The following is a 21027-nucleotide window of genomic DNA, read 5'->3' as shown; positions in this document are numbered from 1 at the left end:
TTACCATTTCGCCACTTTGATTGTTTTATCAAAAAACACTTATTAAATATAAATACGTATTTCTACTAATAATAGGATAAATTTCGATATGGCTGCCGATATTGTAAAGGTTTCAAGAAACACAGAAAATGCACCTATATGTGCCGTCTCTACACAAACTGTCGCTTTTTCTCATTATAATAATATTTCAGCACAACTACCGATAGATCCTAAAACAGGTGAAATTGTTATTGGTTGTATAAATGACCAAACGAAGCAATGTCTGAATAATATACAGTCTATCGTAGAAAGTATTGGTCACGTTATGGATGATGTGGTCAAAATGAATATTTTTGTAAAGAATATTTCAGATATTGATGCCATCAAAAAAGTATACCCCACTTTTTTTCAGGGGCCGCTTCCTACAGTGACCATAGCGGCGGTTACGGCTTTACCTGCCAGTGATGCTTTAGTGCAAATTGATGCTCTTATTTCAAACGGTGAAGGCACTGCTCCACAAGCGCCTTGTGAGCTCATCAAAGTCTCAAGGAATACTGAGCATGCACCTCAAGGTCTATACTCTCAAACCGCGGCCTTCTCTCATTATAATAACCTCTCGGCTCAATTGCCGATTGAACCTAAAACGGGAGAAATAGTACAAGGTGGTATTAAAGAACAGAGTCAACAGTGTTTGAATAATATTAATGCTATCTTAGAAAGTATTGGTCATACGATGGCTGATATCGTTAAAACAACGATATTTCTTAAAAATATATCTGATGCAGAAGCCATCAATGAAGTCTGTGGACAATTTTTCCCAAGTTATGTGCCTGCGCGAAGCCTAGTTAGTGTTGCTGACTTGCCTATGAATGCATTGGTGCAAATTGATGTTGTTGTGTCACATGGTGATGGTACACCGCCACAGCTTCCTGAAGATACTCGCTTACTTGTGATTGAAGAAAATAATACCGTGAATGCACCTGAAGTCGACTATTCCCACTCTGTTGCTTTTTCTCATTATAATCATATTTCAGGTCAGTTACCTTTATCTCCAAAAAATAATGAAGTTGTTGCTGGTGGAATAAAAGAACAAGTTAAGCAGTGTTTAGAAAATATAAAGAATATTGTAGAGAGTGTTGAGCATGTTATGGATGATATTGTTAAAGTCAATATTCAAATAAAAAATATGGATGACATTAATATTGTCAATGAAGTTTACACAACCTTCTTTAACCATGAGCTACCTGCGAGAACCGTGATTGGTGTTTCAGAACTGCCTATGGATGCGTTAATACAAATTGACGCTGTAGTTTCTAATTGTGAAGGTACACCACCTAAATATTAACGAATATTTCTTATTGACTAAAGAAGGGGGTATCAATGATACCCCCTTGTTACTTGTTAGCTATCTGTAATTACAATACCAATATCACGCTGTTTAGTTATGGCAATCGAAATCAAACAGGCGGCGTATGAAAAACCGATCAATTACTGTTTTTCAGGGCCGTTAAAACGTGATGTAGTGAGGGGACCACATGGTGTCCAAGGGCCAAAACCTCTTCACTGGGTTCGACGAGATCAGGAATTTGGTAGGTGATCATATTCGCACTCACGGCGGATCGCACGCCGTTATTAGAATCTTCAAAGGCTAAGCATTGGGTCGGTTCAGCGCCAAGACGTTGCGCAGCGAGTAGATAAATCTCAGGATCGGGTTTGCCATGTGTCACTTCACAACCGGTTGTGAACGAGTCAAAGTATTGCTCAAGGCCTGAAAGGCGCAGCTTAATTTGTGCCACGTCTTTTTGGGTTGATGTTGCGACGGCAGTAGGAACACGATTGGCTTTTAACCATTGTAATAACTCGATAACCCCTTCTTTCACTGGGATCGCCTGGTGTTTCACCACGGCATCGTAACGTTTACGCCACTCCGTATGTAATACCGGATAGTCTAATTCTGGCCCGTAGCCTGCGCGCAGTGCTTGTTCAATGCCTGCCGCATTGCGACCAATAGCCGAGAGATAAACCTCTTTTAAAAATGGGACGCCAACTGCGTGGCAAGCTTGTTCGAATATTGTAAGGCAGACACGTTCCGTGTCGAGTAACAGTCCATCCATATCAAAAATGGCAGCTTGAAATTTCATAAGTACAACTTTAGGCGAGTGAAATGGAGTGGGCTATTTTCACATAAGTCGACCTATGGAGGCGATCTTTTTCCTGCACTTTTTCTTTTTCTCATACTTCAATAAAATCAGCCAATTATAAGCGCTAGTTTGTTAGCAATGAGTTATGCTTAATGTGAAAACCTTGTTGCGAGAAGAGGGGGAGGCAATTTGAATAGTGCATTTGTACAACAGTGGATGCCGGGTTTACACCAACTGAAAGACTATGAAACTCGCTGGTTGATGGATGACGTACGTGCGGCGCTTTCTGTGGTTGCGGTTGCACTGCCTGTCGCGATAGCGTACGCGCAGCTCACTGGAGTAAGCGCGATTGTCGGCTTATATTCCTGCGTATTGCCGATGTTGGTTTACGCGATTTTTGGCACGTCTAGGCAGTTGATCTTAGGCCCAGACGCGGCAACTTGCGCAGTGATTGCGGCGGTAGTGACACCGCTGGCGATGGGCGATCCTCTCAAACACTGGCAGTTGGTCATGACAATGACGGCAATGACTGGTGTATGGTGTTTGCTGGCCAGTCGTTTCAAACTCGGTATTTTAGCCGATTTTCTCTCTCGCCCTATTCTACTTGGGTTGTTAAACGGTGTTGCTCTGACCATTATCGTGGGTCAATTTGCTAAAGTGTTTGGGCTGAAATATGAGCAGCAATATCTACTAGAGCGTATCGTGGAAGCGCCATCCTTACTGATTGATTTGCATTGGCAAACCTTATTGATAAGTGCGCTGACAGTGGTGGTTTATTTTCTGTGTAAGCGTGTCAGGCCCAATTGGCCAGCAGCGATGTTGGCTATCATCGCTGCTGCATTTTGGGTGTGGTTTTTTGGCGCTGAACATCTTGGCGTTAAAGTTGTTGGTTTAATCCAAGGTGGGTTACCGATATTCCAAACCCCTCTATTTGATCTAGGGGTGAGCCGTGAATTAGTCATGCCCGCTTTGAACTTAGCGATGGTGAGCTTTGTCAGTATGATGCTCACTGCACGCAGTTTTGCGGCAAAAAATGGTTACGATATTGACGCCGACAAAGAGTTTCGCGCGCTTGGTTTAGCTAATATTGCTTCTGCATTTTCACAAGGTTTTGCCATCAGTGGGGCGGATTCACGTACGGCGGTGAATGACGCTAATGGTGGAAAATCGCAATTAGTTTCGATTATTGCAGCGATTGTGATTGGATTTGTCGCGATTGTGGCGTATCAGCCACTACAATACATTCCGATTGCTGCATTGGGAGTTGTGTTGATTATCGCGTCTATCTCGTTGCTGGATCTGAAAGGGATTTGGAGTTTACACAAGCGTGATAAAGACGCCTTCTATTTGGCAAGCTTAACCTTCATCGCTGTATTGGTCATTGGCGTTATCCCCGGCATCACTCTTGCGGTATTACTGGGTCTGTTTCAGTTCTTACGCACCGTGATGCGGCCAAGTGATCAAACATTGGGTTTGGATGATAAAGGCACGATTCGCACGATTGATACGTCAGCGAAGGCGAAACCAATACCGGGTTTGGTGATTTATCGTTTCAACTCTCCGCTGACTTATTTCAATGCGCCTTACTTTAAACGTCGTATTTTATTTCACACTGAATCGGCGGGCATGAGTGTGGGGTGCGTGATTATTGATGCGGTGTCGAGTTTTACCCATTTAGATTTAAGCGTCATGGCGATGTTATCGGACGTGCAAAGCATTTTGAAAAAACGAGGTATTCGTTTAGTGCTAGCGGGGCGTAAACGCAGTTTGAGAAAATGGTGTGAGATCGCTGGAATTTCAACGGGTGACGGCGGCGTGGTGATTCGTGCGGACATGTATTTAGCCATTAAGCTAAGTGGATGTTACCAACACGCTGTAGAAGAAGGGCAAGTTCCGCCAGTACAAAAAGAGCCGCAAAAGGATATTGAAGGTGAAATTGCGGCTGCTATTTAAAATGAGGTTGGTTCTCGTTAATAATATTGGTTCTCGTTAATAAAATATAAAGAGCTCTTGAGTATCGAAAAGATGTAAGAAATCCCATTCAATCATGATGCTTTCCTTTTTATGTGATGAGAGCGAGTGCTCGGCCTTTTGCTAAACGGTTAGTGCCTGTTTGGATAAGCATAGGTGAGCGTTATGCATTAGGCAAAATGGTACGGGTTATTAATCTAATATAGGTAGCCTATGGATATGGTGGTTTTCGACGCTAGGCGTAGAGTGTCGGCAGGTAAACAATTCGCTGTACTTGAGCGGCCAGTTTTCGATGAAACTGCAGCATTGCACCTTCACTGCATGGCTGCCAAGTTAAGGCCTTGCCGACCACACCGTGATGTTGGAAGGCGTTGAGCCGAATGTTGACGTTCGCAGGCAACTGGTTAATCAGATGCGCCACTTCGGTAATTTCAGTCTCTAAATCACTTTTGTCCGGTATATGTAGCAGTCGCACTTCGTGCAGTTTATTCAGTGTAGCGAGGTGGAAAATAGTGCGTATCACTCTATGGTTACTGCGTCCGGTTAGCCACCGATGCGTTTCCTCTTGCCAAGCTTTTAAATCGATCATTGCGCCATCCACATAGGGCGATATTTTGTCCCATCCCGATTCTGATAGTGAGCCATTACTATCAATAAAACAGCTGAGATGTTTCAATTCTTCATCACGTTTGATGGCTTTGAAAAGAGCGATGATAAACGGAAGTTGTAGGGTTGCTTCCCCTCCTGAAATGGTAATACCGGCTAAGAAATAATGATTTCGGCGAATAAGTTCCACGAGTTGTTCAACACTGTAGTGATGAATTTTGGGGTTTGATTGGTGCATGCAGTGCTCAATACAGCGATCGCAGTGAGTGCATTTATTCGCTAGCCATTCGACTTGCTGGTCAGCATTGAGGCGCAGTGCTTGCGATGGGCAGGTTGTTACACAATCACCGCAATGGTGACAGTGACGAATCGTATGTGGGTTATGGCAAGACAAGCAATTGAAGTTGCAACCTTGCATAAAAATGACCAGTCGGTTGCCCGGGCCATCAACGCAGGAGAAAGTCAGCACTCGGCTGACTTTTGCTCGGAGCGGCTGTTTTCCACTCACCATTAGTTGACAGAGTTTGGTTGATAAGCCGATTGCATTTCATGGCTAACCACGCGTGCTTTTCGCTTGAGCACGGCCGTGTTTTTGGCCGCTTCTGCCCCAAGAAATGTGGTGTTGGTGCGTGATCCGCGCTGCTCAAATTGCGCTATTTCAGACAATTTCACCATGTAACCCGTAATGCGAACTAAATCGTTCGAAGCCACGTTGGCCGTAAATTCGCGATAGCCAGAGTGGAGGGCTCCTTTACATAGGTTGAACATCGCCTCTGGGTTGGCCTTTATGGTTTCATCCAGAGTTAAAATATCGCTGATACCAGAGGTGTAATATTGATGATGTCCAGCCGTTGCTTGTACATATTCAATCGGGTTGGGTTCGGTGCCATAAGGGATGCGCACGCCCGGAGTAACATCAAGATCAAGGCTAATACCACCTTGCGCGTGCAGCAAAGCACAGCCGTTGAAGCCATATTTGACTGGTGAGTTTTGTACAATGTTGGCCAGCTTGGCGGAAATGGCGATGCCTAATTGGTTGGCGATATCATCATGGCCATAACGAGCGTTACTCTGCTCCTTTTCCAGTAATAGATTAACGGCTTCAGCCATGCCATAAATGCCAAACATCGGTGCGAAACGAGATTCTTCAATCAACCCTTCTTGAGTCAGAAAACCTTCAAAAAAATGAGATTGTTGGTGCAGATGAGCAGCTCGAACATCCATCAGCTCAATCATATATTGGCTGTAAGTGGGTAGAATCTGATCTAAAAATGTTTGGCGGTCACTGGCTTTTTTCGCGGCCTCTTTTAAATTCATTCTGACCAAAGTATTGCAGCCACCCGCTAAAGGAAGCGAGTTGTAGCAACTGACGATACCAAAACCTTGCTCGCCATAGGCGGTGGCATGAATCGGATAGTTGGCGATGTGCGGTTTACTGCATTGACAGATATTATCGGTCGCTTGTCGCAGTAAATCGTCAGGAGTGATAGAAGAGTCATACATGAAGGTAAGGTTGGGAGCGATCTGTTTCAGTTCAGCATCGACACGTAAAATAGTACGACAAATAATATTGTCGCTCGGGCCGATGTTGGCGTGCATGAAAGCATCGGGCAGAGTACGATCAAGCATGATCCAAAACAGCTTCAATTTTTGATAAATCGACGCTTCGCTCAGTTCGCCCACATAGGGCAACAACACGCTATCTAATTGCCCCAAATAGACAGGAATAGAGGTCACTGAAGGCACGTGATGGTACAAAATGGTCAGCATATTGAGTGCTTCATCAAAATTACTGGCAGGCGAAAGCTCTAAATGTTCACTGCCTTGTGCTAAAAATTTTGCGTAGTCAGGCAACACGTAACGTGGTTTAAAAGGGGCATGGCCTTCAAACATATCGCAGATAATGCCTTGTTCCATTGCTCGAGCCAACTCAGGAGAGAGTTTCAGATAGGGCAAGCTTGCTTCGGCCTCTAGCGCAAGGAAGTGTGACTTTTGTTTAGGCGAGAGGTGTGCGTCAGTGACGATGGCTTGGAAGCGTTGCTGTGTATCGAGTGAATGGCCCATAAATTAAACCCTTATATTGTTGTGGTTTAATCCTAATGTGCTTGGTTACTTTTCACTATTGATAATACATCAAGTAGTCATTTCCATAATGGAAATAAAAACGCCACTTCGACGATAACGAAGTGGCGTCATCAGGAACCTAAGGTTAGGCGTATTGCGCTTCGATTTGGTTCGATTTTAGATAAGCAGGGTGAGTGGCGAGCTGCTTTAAGTAACGTTCAATATTCGGGAAGTGAGTAATCGCTCCGTTGGTCAGTAATATTTCAGCAATGAATGACATCATGAAATCAGCGCCAGTGAGTTGGTCGGCCACTAAGTAGCGTTTATCCGCTAAACACTGGTCAAAATAACTCATCACTTTGGTCGTTTCGCTTTCTGCATAGCCACCAAGGAAATTGGTTTGGCAGCCATCTTTGGCAACAAACATCTTTAATAGCAGCGGCAATATGGCAGAGCTTTCCGCAAAGTGGAGCCATTGCTGGTATTGCACATATTCCACGCTGCCACGCTGAGGCGCAAAGTGTTGGCCGTATTTTTCTATCAAGTAATCGGTAATGGCGCCAGATTCAGCAATCACCAAGCCATTGTCTTCAATCACAGGTGACTTACCTAACGGATGCACGCTTTTTAGCTCGGGCGGTGCTAGAAAGGTCACGCTATCACGTTGATATGGAACCACTTGATACTCAACCCCGAGCTCTTCAAGTAACCAGATAATGCGCTTAGAGCGTGATTTATTTAGATGGTGAAGTTTGATCATTATGCGGTCCTTATTAAAGTGGTTGGTTGATTTGGATAACCAGTTTGCCAAAGTTTTTGCCTTCCAATAGACCAATAAAGGCTTGTGGTGCGTTTTCTAAACCGTCAATCAGTTGCTCGCGGTATTTCACTTTCCCTTCGCTTAGCCATTGAGTCATGTCAGTAGCAAATTCGTTATAGCGATGGCCGTAGTCATCAAAAATAATGAAACCTTGCATGCGAATTCGTTTGGTAAGCAAGGTGCCCATCAGCATAGAGAGACGATCAGGTCCTTCAGGCAGCGACGTTGCATTGTATTGAGAAATCAAACCACACAGCGGAACTCGCGCTGCTGTGTTAAGCAGAGGTAAAACCGCATCAAATACTTTGCCACCGACATTTTCGTAGTAAACGTCAATCCCTTGAGCACATGTTTTAGCCAATTGCTCTGCAAAATCGTCAGCTTTGTGATCAATACATTCATCAAAACCTAATACTTCTTTAGCGTAACGACATTTTTCCTCACCGCCAGCAATGCCCACCACGCGGCAGCCTTTGATTTTAGCAATTTGACCAACCGTTGCCCCTACTGGGCCAGTGGCGGCGGCGACTACCACAGTTTCACCTTGCTTCGGTTGGCCGATGTCTAGCAAACCCATATAAGCGGTAAAACCGGGCATTCCCATGATGCCTAGTGCGTATGAGGGTGAGGTTGGATTTTTACCGAGTTTAAGTAAACCTTCGCCATTAGAAATAGCGTAATCCTGCCATCCGGTATAAGCGAGTACCCACTCACCTTGCTCAAATTTTGGGTGGTTTGATACTTCCACTTGACACACGCTCCCGCCTACCATGACATCATCAATTGCGACAGGATCGGCGTACGATTTAGCGTCACTCATGCGGCCGCGCATGTAGGGGTCAAGTGAAAGATAAACACTACGCAGCAGCACTTCACCAGCGGCAGGTGTTGGTTTAGGCGCATGTTCTAAGCGAAAGTTAGCAGGCGTTGGTGCACCGACAGGGCGTGAAGCGAGTACAATGCGGCGGTTAGTTTGTTCAGTCATTGGAGAGTCCTTTATTATTTTAAATTAGACCAGTCGTCTAGTCTGGATTTCAAAAAAACCGCTATCGAAATAGCGGGGTAAATCTTAACTAGGGCACTGGCCTTGCAAAATGTGTTCGGTGCTCGTAAGCGCTTGTGCAAGCCCTTGGTTATCTTGACGCAGTTTACTGAGCAAACTTGCGCCAAGCCAAAGGTTATAAAGCAATTCTGCGGTTTGCTGGCTGTGTTGTACGTGAATGGAGCCGTCGTCGATCCCTTGTTGGATACATTTTCCGACCGCATCAATAATGCTATCTGCACCTTTAAGTAAAGCAATACGCATCGCATCAGACAAGTCTGAAACTTCAGCGCTTAATTTCACCACCAAGCAGCGCTGTGCGTTACATAAGCCATTGCTCTGCTCATACCAACATTGCCAATAATGCATCAAGTGTTGATAGGCGTTGCCTTCTTCTTGGTTAAAAAGGGCATTAATCCGTACTAAATAGTGCTGAAAATAGTCCGTAATCAGTGCCTCGCCAAATTGCTCTTTTGACTTAAAGTAGTGATAGAAAGAGCCTTTGGGCACATCAGCGGTTTTTAATAATTCAGACAAGCCTACACTGGTGAAGCCTTTGGTTACGACCAGTTGGTAACCGACCTCAAGGATGTGTTGGCGAGTATCATGGGTTTTTGTATTCATGGACGGCACTATAATTTAAATTAGACCAGTCGTCTAGTTTTGTTTGCCCATATTGTATTTGTGCTACTGGCTATGGTTGTTGAATAACAGAAATGGACACTTCCTCCTTGAAGTGTCGCACTATTATTTATCTTTTAATGAGTTACTTATCTTTTAATGAGTGAGAGATGAGACTATTTTTCTGTCTTTAGCGTATCCGATGGCCAAATGAGGTTTTGCCCATTGCTGAGTTCAGCTTGAATACTCAAGGCTGGAACTATTTCCTTATCCTCTTTTTTATATGGCTGCGTAGAGAAATTGGCGGTAATTTTACTGCCATCACCAAAGGTTGTTTGTTGTACCATCCCTTGTTCATCAAGCCATTTAAAATCGACTAAAGGTTGGTTCCACACTACTTCATGGATTGGTGTAAACCCTTGTTGATAGCGGCGTAATTCGTTGACTCGAGCGCTGTTAGGCGTCGCTTCATCACGGCTAAGGTGAATCATCGCTGGGGTGTTATACAGCATGGCGATTAAATCTCGCTCCGCTTGCACGTTGGAAAACTTCAAACTATCGCTGTGCCAGTGGTGACTGTTGATCACCTCATCATGGAACACGGTTTGATAGAGAGGAATACGGTATTGCGGTGCAAATAACAGTGTTTTGTACGGCTCTTTGACTTGCGCGGGTTTGAAGAAAAAATCGGGCTTATTGTCTGGAAACCATGCCCCAAGAAAATAAGGCGATTGACGGTTAGTTTTCATATCCGGATCTGTCCAGCCAAATCCTACCGTTTCTAAACCATGAGCAAAGGCGAGCCCTTGTGTCGTCAGGCTGTTACCATCTTCAGAGCCGAGAACCACATTCTGTTCATTGGCTATCCAGCGCATGCGTTGATTAAATGCCTCCAGCATCGCGCTTTCTTTCATTCCTTGGCCCTCTTGGTACGAGTAATCTTCACGTGCCATTCCGGTCCCATCCACATCAAGAAACAGGCTGTTAAAGCGGCCATATTTTAAAATCGCCTCAATGCGTTGCTGCGCAAATCCTAATTGGCATGCAGGGTTAAGGTAAAAGCCGTTGCCACGAAATCCTTTCTGTTGCTTACCGTCGGCGTTTTCTATCGCACATTGCTCACGCATCGAATCCGGTAGCTGCGCGGTAAGCCAACCATCGTTGATGCCTTTTGCAATGGCGGTATTGTAGGAGTCGTACACCCCAACTAAGTAGCCAGCTTGTTTTGCTTGGTCAACCACTTGTGGCTGGTAAAAGGCGGGCATCCAATTATCCAAACCTAACCATAAGTGTTGCAAACCAGCTGAGCTGAGTGCGTCGATCATGGAAGTCGATAGCCCCTGTCCCCAAGTGCTGGCATCACGTAGAAACGGTAGTTTCTGCTCTGCGAGCCATGCTTTTCGTGCCTGAGCGGCTTGATACTGGCTGGCGATCCCAGCCTCGTTATTTGAGGGCGACTCTTTGATCCAAGAGTTCAGCCCATTATTCACCTCTTCAATCAGCAAACGTTTATGATAGCGGCTTAAGAAATCTTTGCCCTTGATGAGCGGTTTGAGCTCTTTGAGCGCTTCGTTTGATGCTACCCACTGGGGCTGCTCAAAATACCAAGTTTTCAATGCCCAGAAGTCGCTAACATCTTGCTCAGAGAGTAAGTCTCTACCAAACAGATAGACATGGCTTGCGCCGATAAGCTCTTTTATGGCCGGATTTTGCTGCGCTTTCTGTTCGAGCGTTTGCGATAGTCCATTCTCTTTTCGCCACTGACGATAACGTTTTGCGCCATCTAACGGCGAGTTGCCAATAGAGATTTCCACCTCAAAAGGCTCATCTTTGTTGAGTACAGTAAAAGCGTGCGTGGCTTGCATGTCTAACTTGTTTTGCTTGGCATTAAAATTGAGTTTGTTGTTGGTGGCGGTATTGAGTTGGTAGCTCACGTACTGCTCATCGCTTGCTTCCACACTCCAAAATGGCATTTTGAGATCTTGGGTGGTATTGCTGGCAGAATGCTCGCTTGTCAGATAGTTAACCCACTGTGGGTTGTCGGTTGGAATGCGCATCCCTTCACTAAAAGGAAGAATGAGCGTTTTGCTTTGCTGCTCCGGCAGTTCAAACCACTGTACGGTTAACGGTTTAGCACGAGAGATCTTACTCTCAGCGCTCGCGGTAATCGACAGCTTCAATGTTTGTTGTAAATTGGCCTCGACCTTTAACTGGCTAGGAACAAGCAGCCAAGAGGCGTGATGTTGATTATCTTGTTGCAGTTGGCTGACTTGCTGTGGCTGGCCGTTAACGGTTAGCTGGCCTTGGTTAATGGTTAGCTGGGCATTTTTCTGCCAATCAATAGCAAAATTTTGTGGCTCTATTTGCACGGTTTGGTTTTGATTATGCAGTGTAATTGACGCCGGTTGTGATTGGCTAGCCAACGCCAAAAGTGGCGTACAAGTGATCAATAAAGAACAAAGTGGTTTATACATGGTTTGTCATTTCCAGTGTGTCTCGGTGTGTTGATTACATAAGAAATCGACAATTCAATTGTCACCCTGATGTCTTCATTGAGCCTGATTTGGCAGAGTCAAACGTTGTACATATTCCACTTTGATTGCTCCTTGATATTCGACAGTTTTGATCAGAGTACTGAGCCATTTAGCCGAGCTGGGGGATGAGCTTGGTTTGTCCAATAATTGCTGAGTATTACTTATTGCTACCATATCTTGCTGCTTGATTAACTGAAATTGGTCGTCAAACCATTGCCAAGCAAGGCTTGTTGGGGGGCAGTTTGTCAATACTGTGGGGGACTCAAGTGCTAGTGGGTAGCCACCGTTGGGAGAGGCGGATTGCAACCATGTGGAGCCAAAAGGTATGGTAAGAACTAACCAATAGTGCTGTTTGTCGAGTGTCAGTCGATAAACGCCATCTTGCGGAGCAAAGAGCAGTTCTGGGCTTTCTAATTCTATATAAGGGGCGGATGACGTTACTTGGCTCTGTGAGATGAGCAAGCCATTGTCAGGGCCAAGAAGTTCAACCTGGCTAGGCAGTTCTGCTCCTTCCATTGATAATTTGAACTGGTAACCTTGCTGCATCACGTTGGTTTTTTTTTGTATCGAGACTTTGATCAGCGCCGCATTTGGTACCACATCGCTTAAGAGCTGTTGGCCACATTGGGTTTGTTCAATAATGGCATTCTTGACACTTGCCCAGTGTTGCGTGGCAATGGTTTGGTTATTGAGTGCGAGGATCAACTCTTGCCAGGCAAGCTGTGGCTGATAGTTCACTAAAGCGCGATAGGTTGATTGCAGTGGTGTTGCCATAAACCAATCATCACTCACGGCGTGGCTTGGACTAACGACGAACAGTACAAACAGCCAAAGGTTACGCATTGGACACCTCGACTAAACGATACCCAACGCCACGAACGGTTTCGATATTGAGTGAGGGTAACTGCTGCCTTAGCTGTAAAACATGGTTATCGACGGTTCGAGTTGAGGGAAAGGCTTGGTAGCCCCACACTTTATTGAGTAGTTCATCACGGTGAAAAACACGTCCTTGGTTTTGAACCAGCAGCAGTAATAGCTGAAACTGTTTCGGTTTTAGCGTCATCAACTGCTCACCTAAGGTAACGCTGCGCTTTGAGAGATCAATGGCAATGTCAGCGTAGGAAAGCAAGCTTTCTCCTAATGGTCGCAGTTGCGCTTGAATTCGCGCCAGTAATTCTTGTTGCGAAAATGGCTTGGTGACGTAGTCTTTCGCCCCCGCCATTAGACCTGCTATTTTTTGCTCAACCTCGATTTTGGCCGTCAGGATGATCACTGGCACGGCTTTGGCCATTAGCCATTGAGGCAGATGATCCAAGCTGTCTCCTTGAGCCAGTTGCCTATCTAAAATCACCAAATCGGCGCGAAACCATGCTTTTTTGACTTGTGAGAGCTGCTGTACCCACAAACAATCAAAACCTTGCTGTAGCAAGTAATCATGCAAACCTTGCCCGAGTAGAGGATCATCTTCGACCAATAACAGTGTGTTCATAATGGTAATTCCAATTGGCAGCGAGTGGGGTGGGCTTTACACGTCAGTTTGCCGCCCATTTTAAGCATCAAATGGTTCACAAGACGGAGCCCAATCCCCATATTGGAAGCCGTGCGAGAACGGGAAAATAGCCGTTTTAGACGAGAGGGAAACTCGCCTTCATCGCTAACGCAAAGCTGCAGTTGAGTGTCAGTCACGCTGGCCGTTATTGAGATTGTTCCTTGACCATGCTGCTTGGCATTACGGATCAAGTTATCCAAACAGATCCCAAGCCAGTAATACGGCAGTGTGAGCTCGATATCTTGTGTCAGTTCATAGCTAAGTTCGTGTTTCGCTACGCAGTGATCTAACCAATCTGAGAGATAAGCGGTTTGACATTGAAACGGCTCATTTGGGTCGCTACTCAAAAATCCTTTACTGGTCTGAGCAAGCTGAGCTAAACGTTGGTGATCGGCCAGTAAGCGGCCGAATGTATCTTGGGCCAGTTCTGGCAGAGTATCAAATTGCTGGCGAAACTGCTCAACGGTCAAGCCAAGACTGGTGATAGGGGTGCGTAGTTCATGCGTCAGCAACTGTAAAATAAAGCGTTTTTCTTTGGCTTGTTGGCGGCGTAACCAGAGCGTCCTACTCAGCGTTGCTGCGAGCAACAGCAGTAATATGACCGATAACCACAGAGAGATATTGGGTTTTTCTTGGCTAGAGACACACAGATTACTGTAGCGTAATTGGCAACTTTGAGTAGCCGCTGTGATGGCCGACAATACCAATTGCTGATCGAGCGCGACTTTTTTCCATTGCAATGCGCTCAGTACGCGAATACCGAAATCGCCACTGATCCATAGCCGTTGTTGATGGTCAATATAAGCGCGATAACCGCTGACCAAGGCATCTCGCCCTGCTGTTTCTAAATCGGTAAAAAAGGTGTACAGCGGGTGCTGAGGGTTAGAGAGAGTCGTGTAGGGCTGTAGCTCGGCGTTTTGCTCGGCCGTTATGTTATGAGTAGAAAAAGCTAAGTATCGCTCTGCGTAGCTCCCGCCTGCAGGATGCAGAAACGGAGCAGTCTTAAACCAACGGATGGGCAATTCATCGCCTTGGCATAAAGCGAGTTCAAACGACGCTGCTTTTTGCAATTCAGGGCGTGATACCAAGGTTTTTGATAAACCGGGCGACAGTGCGCACTGTGAGGCTATCGCTTTGAGCTCAGTTATGGTTTGCCATGAATAACGGGAAAAATCAGGATAGGCGCTGGCGCTGAGCAGAAGATCGACAGGGTATGAGTTAATGCTTTGCAATGGCAAGGCTCGCGCAGCCGATAGCGATTCGGCTTGGCGTAGAAAATGCTGCCAACGATCTTGCAGCGTTTGCTCTTGCCCGTGTGCTAGGTTTGATTGCCCTAGCACTGCGGTGAGTGTGATCAAAAGGTACAGCAGCCGTGTTCTCAACGTTAAGCACTTAGAAAAAGGTTCGCATTCGCGAAATTATAGCTGTGCTAAGTCAGGATTTGTCACCTCAATGTCACTAAAGCGGAATGTCGATCAAAACTCGGCATCCACCGTGAATGTCATCCTTTGCTTGGTATAAGGATGATCAAAGCTCAGTGACTCAGCATGTAGATGTAAACGCGCTCCTTTCGTGCCATAAAGATCGTCGCCAACGATGGGCAGGTTGAGTCCTTCCACATGAGCGCAATGCACGCGCAATTGGTGGGTTCGTCCTGTTTTGGGGTAGAGGTAGACTTTACTGAATCCATCTCGGCATTCAATTAATTGCCAGTGAGTGTCAGCGGGTTTGCCATGTTCAAAACAGACCAATTGACGCGGCCTGTCATCTAAATCGCCCCGCAGCGGTAAGCGAATGTCACCATGCGATTGCTGTAATTCACCAGCGAGTAAGGCAAGATAGCGTTTTTCAACGCCGCGAGTAATAAACTGCTTCTGCAGGCTTTTATTGGCTCGGCGGGTGAGAGCAAACACCAATAAACCTGAAGTAGACATATCGAGGCGGTGGATCACAAAAAGCCCTTCATCTGAGCTAAACATTTGTTGCAGACGAGTATAAACCGAGTCCTGAATGTTGACTCCGGGAACGGATAGAAACTCGGCAGGTTTGTTGACGACAATAATGGCTTCATCCTGATAGATGATGTCGATCTCTTTGCCTTGCGCTGGGTTATGCAATAGCGGGTTATCATCGAGCTTCAGCCCATCAAGCATGTGAGCCAAAATCGGTTGGCACTTGTTTTGACAAGCAGGATAGAATTTCTTGTGTTGACGAATTTCAGATTTTGGTGACGCTCCCCACCAGAATTCGGCGAGTGAAATCGGTGTCATCTGATGTTGAAACGCGTAGTGCAGCAATTTTGGTGCGGCGCATTCTCCAGATCCTGCTGGTGGAACAGGGTTAGCCGTAAGACGGAAAATCTCCTCCAGAGATTTTTCAGTGCCGTATTGATTGAGAAATCGATAGTGAGAAAAAAGTCGTTGCTGCAACGCATTAGAGAGATTTTTACGCTGCTCTTTTAATGCATCAATCTGTTCTTGAAATGCGTCTATTTGCGCTTGTAGTTCGTTGAGGTTGACGTCCCACTTGCGCTTTAATTGTTTGAGGGACGCTTTTTCAGCCACACTTTGTTTGGCGAGACAATCTAAGGTTTCACGCAATTGTTGGGCATCATTTGATTGCTCGGCAAGGATGCGTTGCTGTTTACGCTGTTCACGACCTTGAATCATCAGCTGGCGATGCGCTTCTAATTCATCTTGCGCCTGCTGATGGGCGGTGGTCCATTGCTGCTGAAGTAGCGCACGCTGTGGATCGCACTCCAATTGTTCAACTTGCTGATTAATTTGATTGATCGGCACGCTGCCTTCCAAGAAAAAACCATCGTTAGTGAGCATGTCAAATATAGGCGGCACAAAATGCGGCAGCAGGTTTTGCTCAGCTAACTTCCCCGAGAATGCAGACAGGTACCCTAGCTCTCCACTTTGTTTACGCACCACTAAAACGCCAAACATTTTCCCGATAGCTTCCGGATGCTGGTTTAGCACGCCGTGATTATCGAGCCCAAAATTATGTTGCCAATTCTGCTGGTTCAGCAGGTGTTGTTGCAGCTGGCTTGCCGCTAATTCGCTTAGCGGATGCGGCTCGTAACAAAATGGGAAAGTAAAGCGCTCAGGCAGAGAGTAGCCTTCAATAGGTTTTTTAAAGGCAGTAAAACAGGGCGCTGGTGTTGGCATTTTCTCTGGCTCGCAGTGGATGGTGGTGGAGAACGCAGAATTGTACTGATTTGACCTAGAAATGCCAGTTTCTGGTTGAACGGCGATGATGATACGATTAATTAATGTAACTAGCTTATTAATATCATTAATATAGCTTAGTGAATCCCAAAGAAATAAGTTAACAGTGTCGATTTAACCTGATGCTATGCGTTTATTTAAAACATATAGAATGATTGGAGGATTAATTCATTTTATTTCTATGCAAAACAATGTCAGCTTTATGTTAATTTTTTGTCATTAATTCTATTTGTAGTGATTGGTTCCTGATTCTATTTAATTTAATGAGTGTATTGTTTTTAATTTTGATGGGTAAAGGCTGAGTATTGATTATCATATAGGCAATATTATGCCCGCTTGGGCAATTTGTTGCTCGGTTGGGCAATTTTTTGCCCGCTCGGGCTGTGGGGCTTTATTCTTAAGTAAGCGTAATTGAAGGGAATGATTTTTGCTTACGTGTTTATGGATAAATGGTTAGTCAGTTAAGGAAATATAATGAGTCAGAGTATTGTAGTGGGTAATATGGAAACGGTTCATGATGGATTTCTGCCAACGTCTATCATTGTGTGTTCCGCAAGCGTCAAGTTTGGAAGTTGCGTCAATGTGGATTAATAAAACATATGCCATTTTAGCGCTCTCCTTATTTCCTTCGATGGTGTTACATGCTGAGCAAGAAACGTCTGCAGCAGAAGTGTATGAAGTAGGAAATATGTCTCCAGAAAAAGCGTTTGCTACCGGACGACTGCTTCGAGCGCAATACAAAAATATGGAATCGCGACCATACCTCCAGTACGCGGCAGACAACGACAATTCGGATGCCGCCTTTCTCTACGCGATGGAGCTTTCGAACTACAAAACGACCATTAGAACGCCTCCTGAAGCGCGTGAATATCTGCTTAAAGCCGCAAAATTAGGCAATCGTCGCGCCATGAAACATCTTTATACTGATGCTAAGTGGTTAAGAGATCGCGATGTGCAGTATTGGAAAAGCCAGTATTACGATAGTTTGATTCGTCTAGGACGAGATGATCCTGCACAAGCCACTTACGAGCTTGCCCAGTTTTACAAAGGTATGGATAACGAGATGTATAGCTACTATCTCGATAAAGCGGTCAGTTTTAATCATCCACGAGCATTGATGGATAAAGCGAAGCAAGTTCAAGCGGGTGGAGGCCTGTTTTTAATGCCTGGGGAAAGGGAGACCAAGGTGAGAGAGCTCTATCTCGCGGCTGCGAAGACAAACTATATCCCTGCGATGAGGCGCTACATCGGTATTTTAGAGAGCAAAGGCCGTTTTGAAGATGCCTATCAATGGCGACTGATGGCGTTAGATCAAGGTGATATTACCTCTTTGGCAACGGTAGTTAAGATTCTGCTCGGCGATAGCGCATCCTATCATTTTGTGACTCCCGATCGGATCAAAGCGCAAGCCTATTTAGATTTATATCTCTCTGCTGCTGGTACTGAACGTATGCAGTCGCTCTACTCAATATTGGAATTAGAGGAAGAAAGCCTTGCTGGTAAGATGAGTGAGGAAGAAAAAGCACAAGCTAATGGCATATTTGTTAACTATAAGAATAGTCTGAATTTTTATTATCATGATGTCTTTTGGGATATTAATTAGTTAAATTATACAGTATTAGAAACGGCATATTTTTTTGGGTGAAGATCATGTTTTTGTGATTTTTTATATTTAAAATGCTCCTATATGAATAGAATGTGCCGAGAATTTTAAATCCCCACGAAAAATATCGATAAATTTTATGGGGTAATTTAGGGAAGAATTTAATAGCTAATGCTAATTAATGGGATTTATTGTTTAAATGCTCATTAAAATCTACCAGATAATAAATATTAAGAGACTTGAGTTCTATTAGAACTTAAGTCCAATAGATTTAACTTTAATTTTTACAACGTTATGTAACCCTCGGCCTGAGTAAGTGGTAACTAAGTTTAGCTACGCTCTTGTCCGTAATTTTGACAATGATTGGCATAGGTATTGGAGACGTAATATGTCTAAAGAAGGAAGTGTAGCTCCTAAAGAGCGGATTAATATTAAGTATATTCCAGCAACGGGAGATGCACAGGCTGAAGTTGAGTTACCGCTAAAAACTCTGGTGGTGGGTGATTTTAAAGGCCATACCGAAGAGACCCCACTTGAAGAGAGACAAACCGTTTCAGTGGACAAGAACAACTTTGAAGCGGTTATGCGTGAAAGCGATTTGAAACTGACCACTACAGTGCGCAATAAACTGAGTGGCGATGAAAATGCTGAGCTTCCTGTTGAGCTTAGTTTCAAATCTCTTGCTGACTTCGAACCGGATTCAGTGGCAGCACAAGTTCCAGAATTAAATAAATTGGTTGAGCTACGCCAAGCTCTTGTGGCCTTAAAAGGTCCTTTGGGCAATATTCCCGCGTTTAGAGAGCGTCTACAAGAGCTACTAAATTCGGAAGAATCGCGTGAAAAACTTCTATCTGAGCTAAGCCTAGTGAGCGGCAAAGAAGAAGAGCCCCAAGCATAAGGCTTGATCAACCCAACTTTTTATTTAATCAAATTTAGGAACGAAATTGATGTCTACTACTGAAGCCGTCTTAGAGAGACAAAGTGCCACCCAAGGCAGTTTACTTGATGAAATCATGGCACAAACGCGCATTGCACCGACTGAAGAAGGGTATGATGTTGCGAAGAAAGGGGTTGCTGCGTTTATTGAGAATCTCATCGGTTCGAATCAAACGGAAGAGCCGGTTAACAAATCACTCGTTGATCAAATGCTGGTTGAGCTTGATAAGAAAATCAGTGCTCAAATGGATGAGATTTTGCACGAAGAGCGTTTCCAGCAGATGGAATCGTCATGGCGTGGTTTGAAACTGTTTATTGACCGTACCGATTTTCGTGAAAACAACAAAGTCGATTTGTTGCATGTAACGAAAGGCGAGTTGCTTGAAGACTTTGAATTTGCACCAGAAACGACGCAATCCGGTCTTTATAAGCACGTTTATTCTTCTGGTTATGGCCAATTTGGTGGTGAGCCGACTGGCGCTATCATCGGTAACTTTGCTTTCACGCCATCAACCCCTGATATGAAGCTACTGCAATACATGGGTGCACTTGGTGCGATGGCTCATGCTCCATTCATTTCTAGTGTAGGCCCTGAGTTTTTTGGTATCGATTCTTTTGAAGAGCTACCAAATATCAAGGATCTTAAGTCAACATTTGAAAGCCCTAAATACACTAAATGGCGTTCTCTACGTGAATCAGAAGATGCGCGTTACCTTGGCTTGACTGCGCCTCGTTTCTTATTGCGCGTACCTTATGATCCAACAGAAAACCCAATTAAATCATTTAATTATGTGGAAAGTGTCAGCGCTTCACACGAACACTATCTATGGGGTAACACCGCGTTTGCTTTCGCTACTCGTTTAACCGATAGCTTTGCCAAGTACCGTTGGTGTCCAAACATCATTGGCCCACAAAGTGGCGGTGCGGTTGAAGATCTGCCGGTACACGTGTTTGAATCGATGGGTGCACTGCAAAGTAAGATCCCAACTGAAGTGTTGGTGACTGACCGTAAAGAGTTTGAATTAGCAGAAGAAGGTTTCATTGCTTTAACCATGCGTAAAGGCAGTGATAACGCCGCATTCTTCTCTGCAAACTCGATCCAAAAGCCAAAAATATTCCCGAATACCAAAGAAGGCAAAGAAGCAGAAACCAACTACAAGTTGGGTACGCAACTGCCATATATGATGATCATCAATCGCCTTGCACACTACGTCAAAGTGCTACAGCGTGAGCAAATAGGTGCTTGGAAAGAGCGTCAAGATCTTGAACGCGAGCTTAATGGTTGGATCAAACAGTACGTGGCTGACCAAGAAAATCCACCAGCAGATGTACGTAGCCGTCGTCCTCTTCGTGCTGCAAAAATCGAAGTCATGGATGTTGAAGGTGAACCAGGTTGGTATCAGGTCTCTCTCTCTGTTCGTCCTCACTTTAAGTACATGGGCGCGAACTTTGAATTGTCATTGGTTGGTCGATTAGATCAAGCATAACCATGACTTATATTGCACCTGAAGAGAGTGCATTTGGTGTCGGCTTCTTTGAACGTTTAGAAGCTGGCACCAAGCCTATGTCTTTGACCCAAGGGCCAAATGCATGGGATGTGCTCCAATCAATCAAACGCAATGTTTCCAATATTTTGAATACTCGCATGGGTGAGGCACAAAGTGCTCCAACGTTAGGTTTAGTGGATTTTAACGATGCAACGTTAGAAACCTTAGACTTATCGCTACGGATTAAGCTTGCGATACAAAGCTGCTTAGATGTGTATGAGCCCCGTTTACGAAATATTGTGATTCGATCCGAGTCGGACGTGTTTAGCCCTTTGATGCTGCGCTTCCATATTGTGGCCGAAATAAACAGTGATGCGTTACATGAGAAAGTGCAGTTCAACCTGCTACTGGATCAAAACCGAAAGTACCGAGTGTATTAGA

17 protein-coding genes are annotated in these 21027 nt (G+C 44.8%); 6 read left to right on the top strand and 11 right to left on the bottom strand.

The annotated features are described in order from the left end of the window. The first annotated feature begins 88 nt into the window (after positions 1 to 88). A complete protein-coding gene (locus AACV12_RS13320; RefSeq protein ID WP_170900494.1) occupies positions 89 to 1324 on the top strand; it encodes a RidA family protein in 1236 nt (411 codons plus the stop codon). A 139-nt stretch (positions 1325 to 1463) separates the two neighbouring features. Here the strand turns inward: AACV12_RS13320 and AACV12_RS13315 are convergent, their stop codons facing one another. Next, positions 1464 to 2120, bottom strand: coding sequence for an HAD family hydrolase (locus AACV12_RS13315; RefSeq protein ID WP_017043597.1), 657 nt, complete (start codon positions 2118 to 2120; stop codon positions 1464 to 1466). Positions 2121 to 2336: 216 nt separating this feature from the next. On the opposite strand from AACV12_RS13315, the gene AACV12_RS13310 reads away from it, so the two are divergent. After that, positions 2337 to 4073 (top strand): SulP family inorganic anion transporter, encoded by a 1737-nt coding sequence (locus AACV12_RS13310; RefSeq protein ID WP_050934249.1) that lies wholly within the window; start codon positions 2337 to 2339, stop codon positions 4071 to 4073. A 253-nt stretch (positions 4074 to 4326) separates the two neighbouring features. Here the strand turns inward: AACV12_RS13310 and AACV12_RS13305 are convergent, their stop codons facing one another. The 10 genes from AACV12_RS13305 to AACV12_RS13260 all read right to left on the bottom strand — a co-directional run bounded on the left by AACV12_RS13305 (position 4327) and on the right by AACV12_RS13260 (position 16500). After that, positions 4327 to 5208, bottom strand: a complete 882-nt coding sequence (locus tag AACV12_RS13305) for a YjjW family glycine radical enzyme activase (protein ID WP_170900491.1) — start codon at positions 5206 to 5208, stop codon at positions 4327 to 4329. Then, positions 5208 to 6761: a YjjI family glycine radical enzyme gene (locus AACV12_RS13300; protein WP_170900488.1), complete on the bottom strand. Its 1554-nt coding sequence runs from the start codon at positions 6759 to 6761 to the stop codon at positions 5208 to 5210. Before AACV12_RS13300 ends, AACV12_RS13305 begins: the two co-directional genes overlap by 1 nt. 145 nt (positions 6762 to 6906) lie before the next feature. Further along, a complete protein-coding gene (locus AACV12_RS13295) occupies positions 6907 to 7521 on the bottom strand; it encodes a glutathione S-transferase family protein (protein WP_094131755.1) in 615 nt (204 codons plus the stop codon). Between the two features lie 13 nt (positions 7522 to 7534). Beyond that, on the bottom strand, positions 7535 to 8566 hold the full coding sequence (locus AACV12_RS13290) for an NADP-dependent oxidoreductase (RefSeq protein WP_017046824.1): 1032 nt from the start codon (positions 8564 to 8566) through the stop codon (positions 7535 to 7537). Between the two features lie 84 nt (positions 8567 to 8650). Then, complete coding sequence (locus AACV12_RS13285; RefSeq protein WP_170900486.1) at positions 8651 to 9247, bottom strand: TetR/AcrR family transcriptional regulator; 597 nt, start codon at positions 9245 to 9247, stop codon at positions 8651 to 8653. A 173-nt stretch (positions 9248 to 9420) separates the two neighbouring features. Next, positions 9421 to 11718, bottom strand: a complete 2298-nt coding sequence (locus tag AACV12_RS13280; protein ID WP_096036828.1) for a glycoside hydrolase — start codon at positions 11716 to 11718, stop codon at positions 9421 to 9423. A gap of 75 nt (positions 11719 to 11793) precedes the next feature. Then, the gene (locus AACV12_RS13275) at positions 11794 to 12621 is read right to left on the bottom strand and encodes a DUF2861 family protein (protein WP_170900484.1); all 828 of its coding nucleotides are present in this window, start codon (positions 12619 to 12621) and stop codon (positions 11794 to 11796) included. After that, entirely contained in the window at positions 12614 to 13267 is a 654-nt protein-coding gene (locus AACV12_RS13270; RefSeq protein ID WP_013868288.1) for a response regulator transcription factor, read from the bottom strand. Before AACV12_RS13270 ends, AACV12_RS13275 begins: the two co-directional genes overlap by 8 nt. Next, entirely contained in the window at positions 13264 to 14709 is a 1446-nt protein-coding gene (locus AACV12_RS13265) for an ATP-binding protein (protein ID WP_170900482.1), read from the bottom strand. Before AACV12_RS13265 ends, AACV12_RS13270 begins: the two co-directional genes overlap by 4 nt. A gap of 93 nt (positions 14710 to 14802) precedes the next feature. Further along, the gene (locus AACV12_RS13260) at positions 14803 to 16500 is read right to left on the bottom strand and encodes an RluA family pseudouridine synthase (protein WP_170900480.1); all 1698 of its coding nucleotides are present in this window, start codon (positions 16498 to 16500) and stop codon (positions 14803 to 14805) included. 574 nt (positions 16501 to 17074) lie between these two features. Here AACV12_RS13260 and AACV12_RS13255 point away from each other — a divergent pair. The 4 genes from AACV12_RS13255 to tssE all read left to right on the top strand — a co-directional run bounded on the left by AACV12_RS13255 (position 17075) and on the right by tssE (position 21026). Further along, positions 17075 to 18163 carry a sel1 repeat family protein gene (locus tag AACV12_RS13255; protein ID WP_170900478.1) on the top strand — a complete coding sequence of 363 codons (1089 nt, stop codon included), beginning with the start codon at positions 17075 to 17077 and terminating at the stop codon, positions 18161 to 18163. A gap of 388 nt (positions 18164 to 18551) precedes the next feature. Next, positions 18552 to 19061 (top strand): type VI secretion system contractile sheath small subunit, encoded by a 510-nt coding sequence (gene tssB / locus AACV12_RS13250; RefSeq protein ID WP_017043584.1) that lies wholly within the window; start codon positions 18552 to 18554, stop codon positions 19059 to 19061. Positions 19062 to 19110: 49 nt separating this feature from the next. After that, a complete protein-coding gene (gene tssC / locus AACV12_RS13245) occupies positions 19111 to 20586 on the top strand; it encodes a type VI secretion system contractile sheath large subunit (protein WP_026027753.1) in 1476 nt (491 codons plus the stop codon). Between the two features lie 2 nt (positions 20587 to 20588). Continuing rightward, the gene (tssE, locus tag AACV12_RS13240; RefSeq protein ID WP_013868295.1) at positions 20589 to 21026 is read left to right on the top strand and encodes a type VI secretion system baseplate subunit TssE; all 438 of its coding nucleotides are present in this window, start codon (positions 20589 to 20591) and stop codon (positions 21024 to 21026) included. The last annotated feature ends 1 nt before the right edge of the window (position 21027 follow it).

Origin of the sequence: Vibrio sp. 2-2(8), from assembly GCF_963888495.1 — a bacterium.
Classification (GTDB): domain Bacteria; phylum Pseudomonadota; class Gammaproteobacteria; order Enterobacterales; family Vibrionaceae; genus Vibrio; species Vibrio anguillarum.
The sequence above is the reverse complement of the archived record's forward strand: the minus strand, read 5'-3'. Positions and strand labels throughout refer to the sequence as shown.

Excerpts from the sequence above, each read along its gene's own strand:
- AACV12_RS13320 (WP_170900494.1), top strand. The coding sequence starts at position 89 with ATGGCTGCCGATATTGTAAAGGTTTCAAGAAACACAGAAAATGCACCT.
- AACV12_RS13315 (WP_017043597.1), bottom strand. The coding sequence starts at position 2,120 with ATGAAATTTCAAGCTGCCATTTTTGATATGGATGGACTGTTACTCGAC.
- AACV12_RS13310 (WP_050934249.1), top strand. The coding sequence starts at position 2,337 with ATGCCGGGTTTACACCAACTGAAAGACTATGAAACTCGCTGGTTGATG.
- AACV12_RS13305 (WP_170900491.1), bottom strand. The coding sequence starts at position 5,208 with ATGGTGAGTGGAAAACAGCCGCTCCGAGCAAAAGTCAGCCGAGTGCTG.
- AACV12_RS13300 (WP_170900488.1), bottom strand. The coding sequence starts at position 6,761 with ATGGGCCATTCACTCGATACACAGCAACGCTTCCAAGCCATCGTCACT.
- AACV12_RS13295 (WP_094131755.1), bottom strand. The coding sequence starts at position 7,521 with ATGATCAAACTTCACCATCTAAATAAATCACGCTCTAAGCGCATTATC.
- AACV12_RS13290 (WP_017046824.1), bottom strand. The coding sequence starts at position 8,566 with ATGACTGAACAAACTAACCGCCGCATTGTACTCGCTTCACGCCCTGTC.
- AACV12_RS13285 (WP_170900486.1), bottom strand. The coding sequence starts at position 9,247 with ATGAATACAAAAACCCATGATACTCGCCAACACATCCTTGAGGTCGGT.
- AACV12_RS13280 (WP_096036828.1), bottom strand. The coding sequence starts at position 11,718 with ATGTATAAACCACTTTGTTCTTTATTGATCACTTGTACGCCACTTTTG.
- AACV12_RS13275 (WP_170900484.1), bottom strand. The coding sequence starts at position 12,621 with ATGCGTAACCTTTGGCTGTTTGTACTGTTCGTCGTTAGTCCAAGCCAC.
- AACV12_RS13270 (WP_013868288.1), bottom strand. The coding sequence starts at position 13,267 with ATGAACACACTGTTATTGGTCGAAGATGATCCTCTACTCGGGCAAGGT.
- AACV12_RS13260 (WP_170900480.1), bottom strand. The coding sequence starts at position 16,500 with ATGCCAACACCAGCGCCCTGTTTTACTGCCTTTAAAAAACCTATTGAA.
- AACV12_RS13255 (WP_170900478.1), top strand. The coding sequence starts at position 17,075 with ATGATGGATTTCTGCCAACGTCTATCATTGTGTGTTCCGCAAGCGTCA.
- tssB (WP_017043584.1), top strand. The coding sequence starts at position 18,552 with ATGTCTAAAGAAGGAAGTGTAGCTCCTAAAGAGCGGATTAATATTAAG.
- tssC (WP_026027753.1), top strand. The coding sequence starts at position 19,111 with ATGTCTACTACTGAAGCCGTCTTAGAGAGACAAAGTGCCACCCAAGGC.
- tssE (WP_013868295.1), top strand. The coding sequence starts at position 20,589 with ATGACTTATATTGCACCTGAAGAGAGTGCATTTGGTGTCGGCTTCTTT.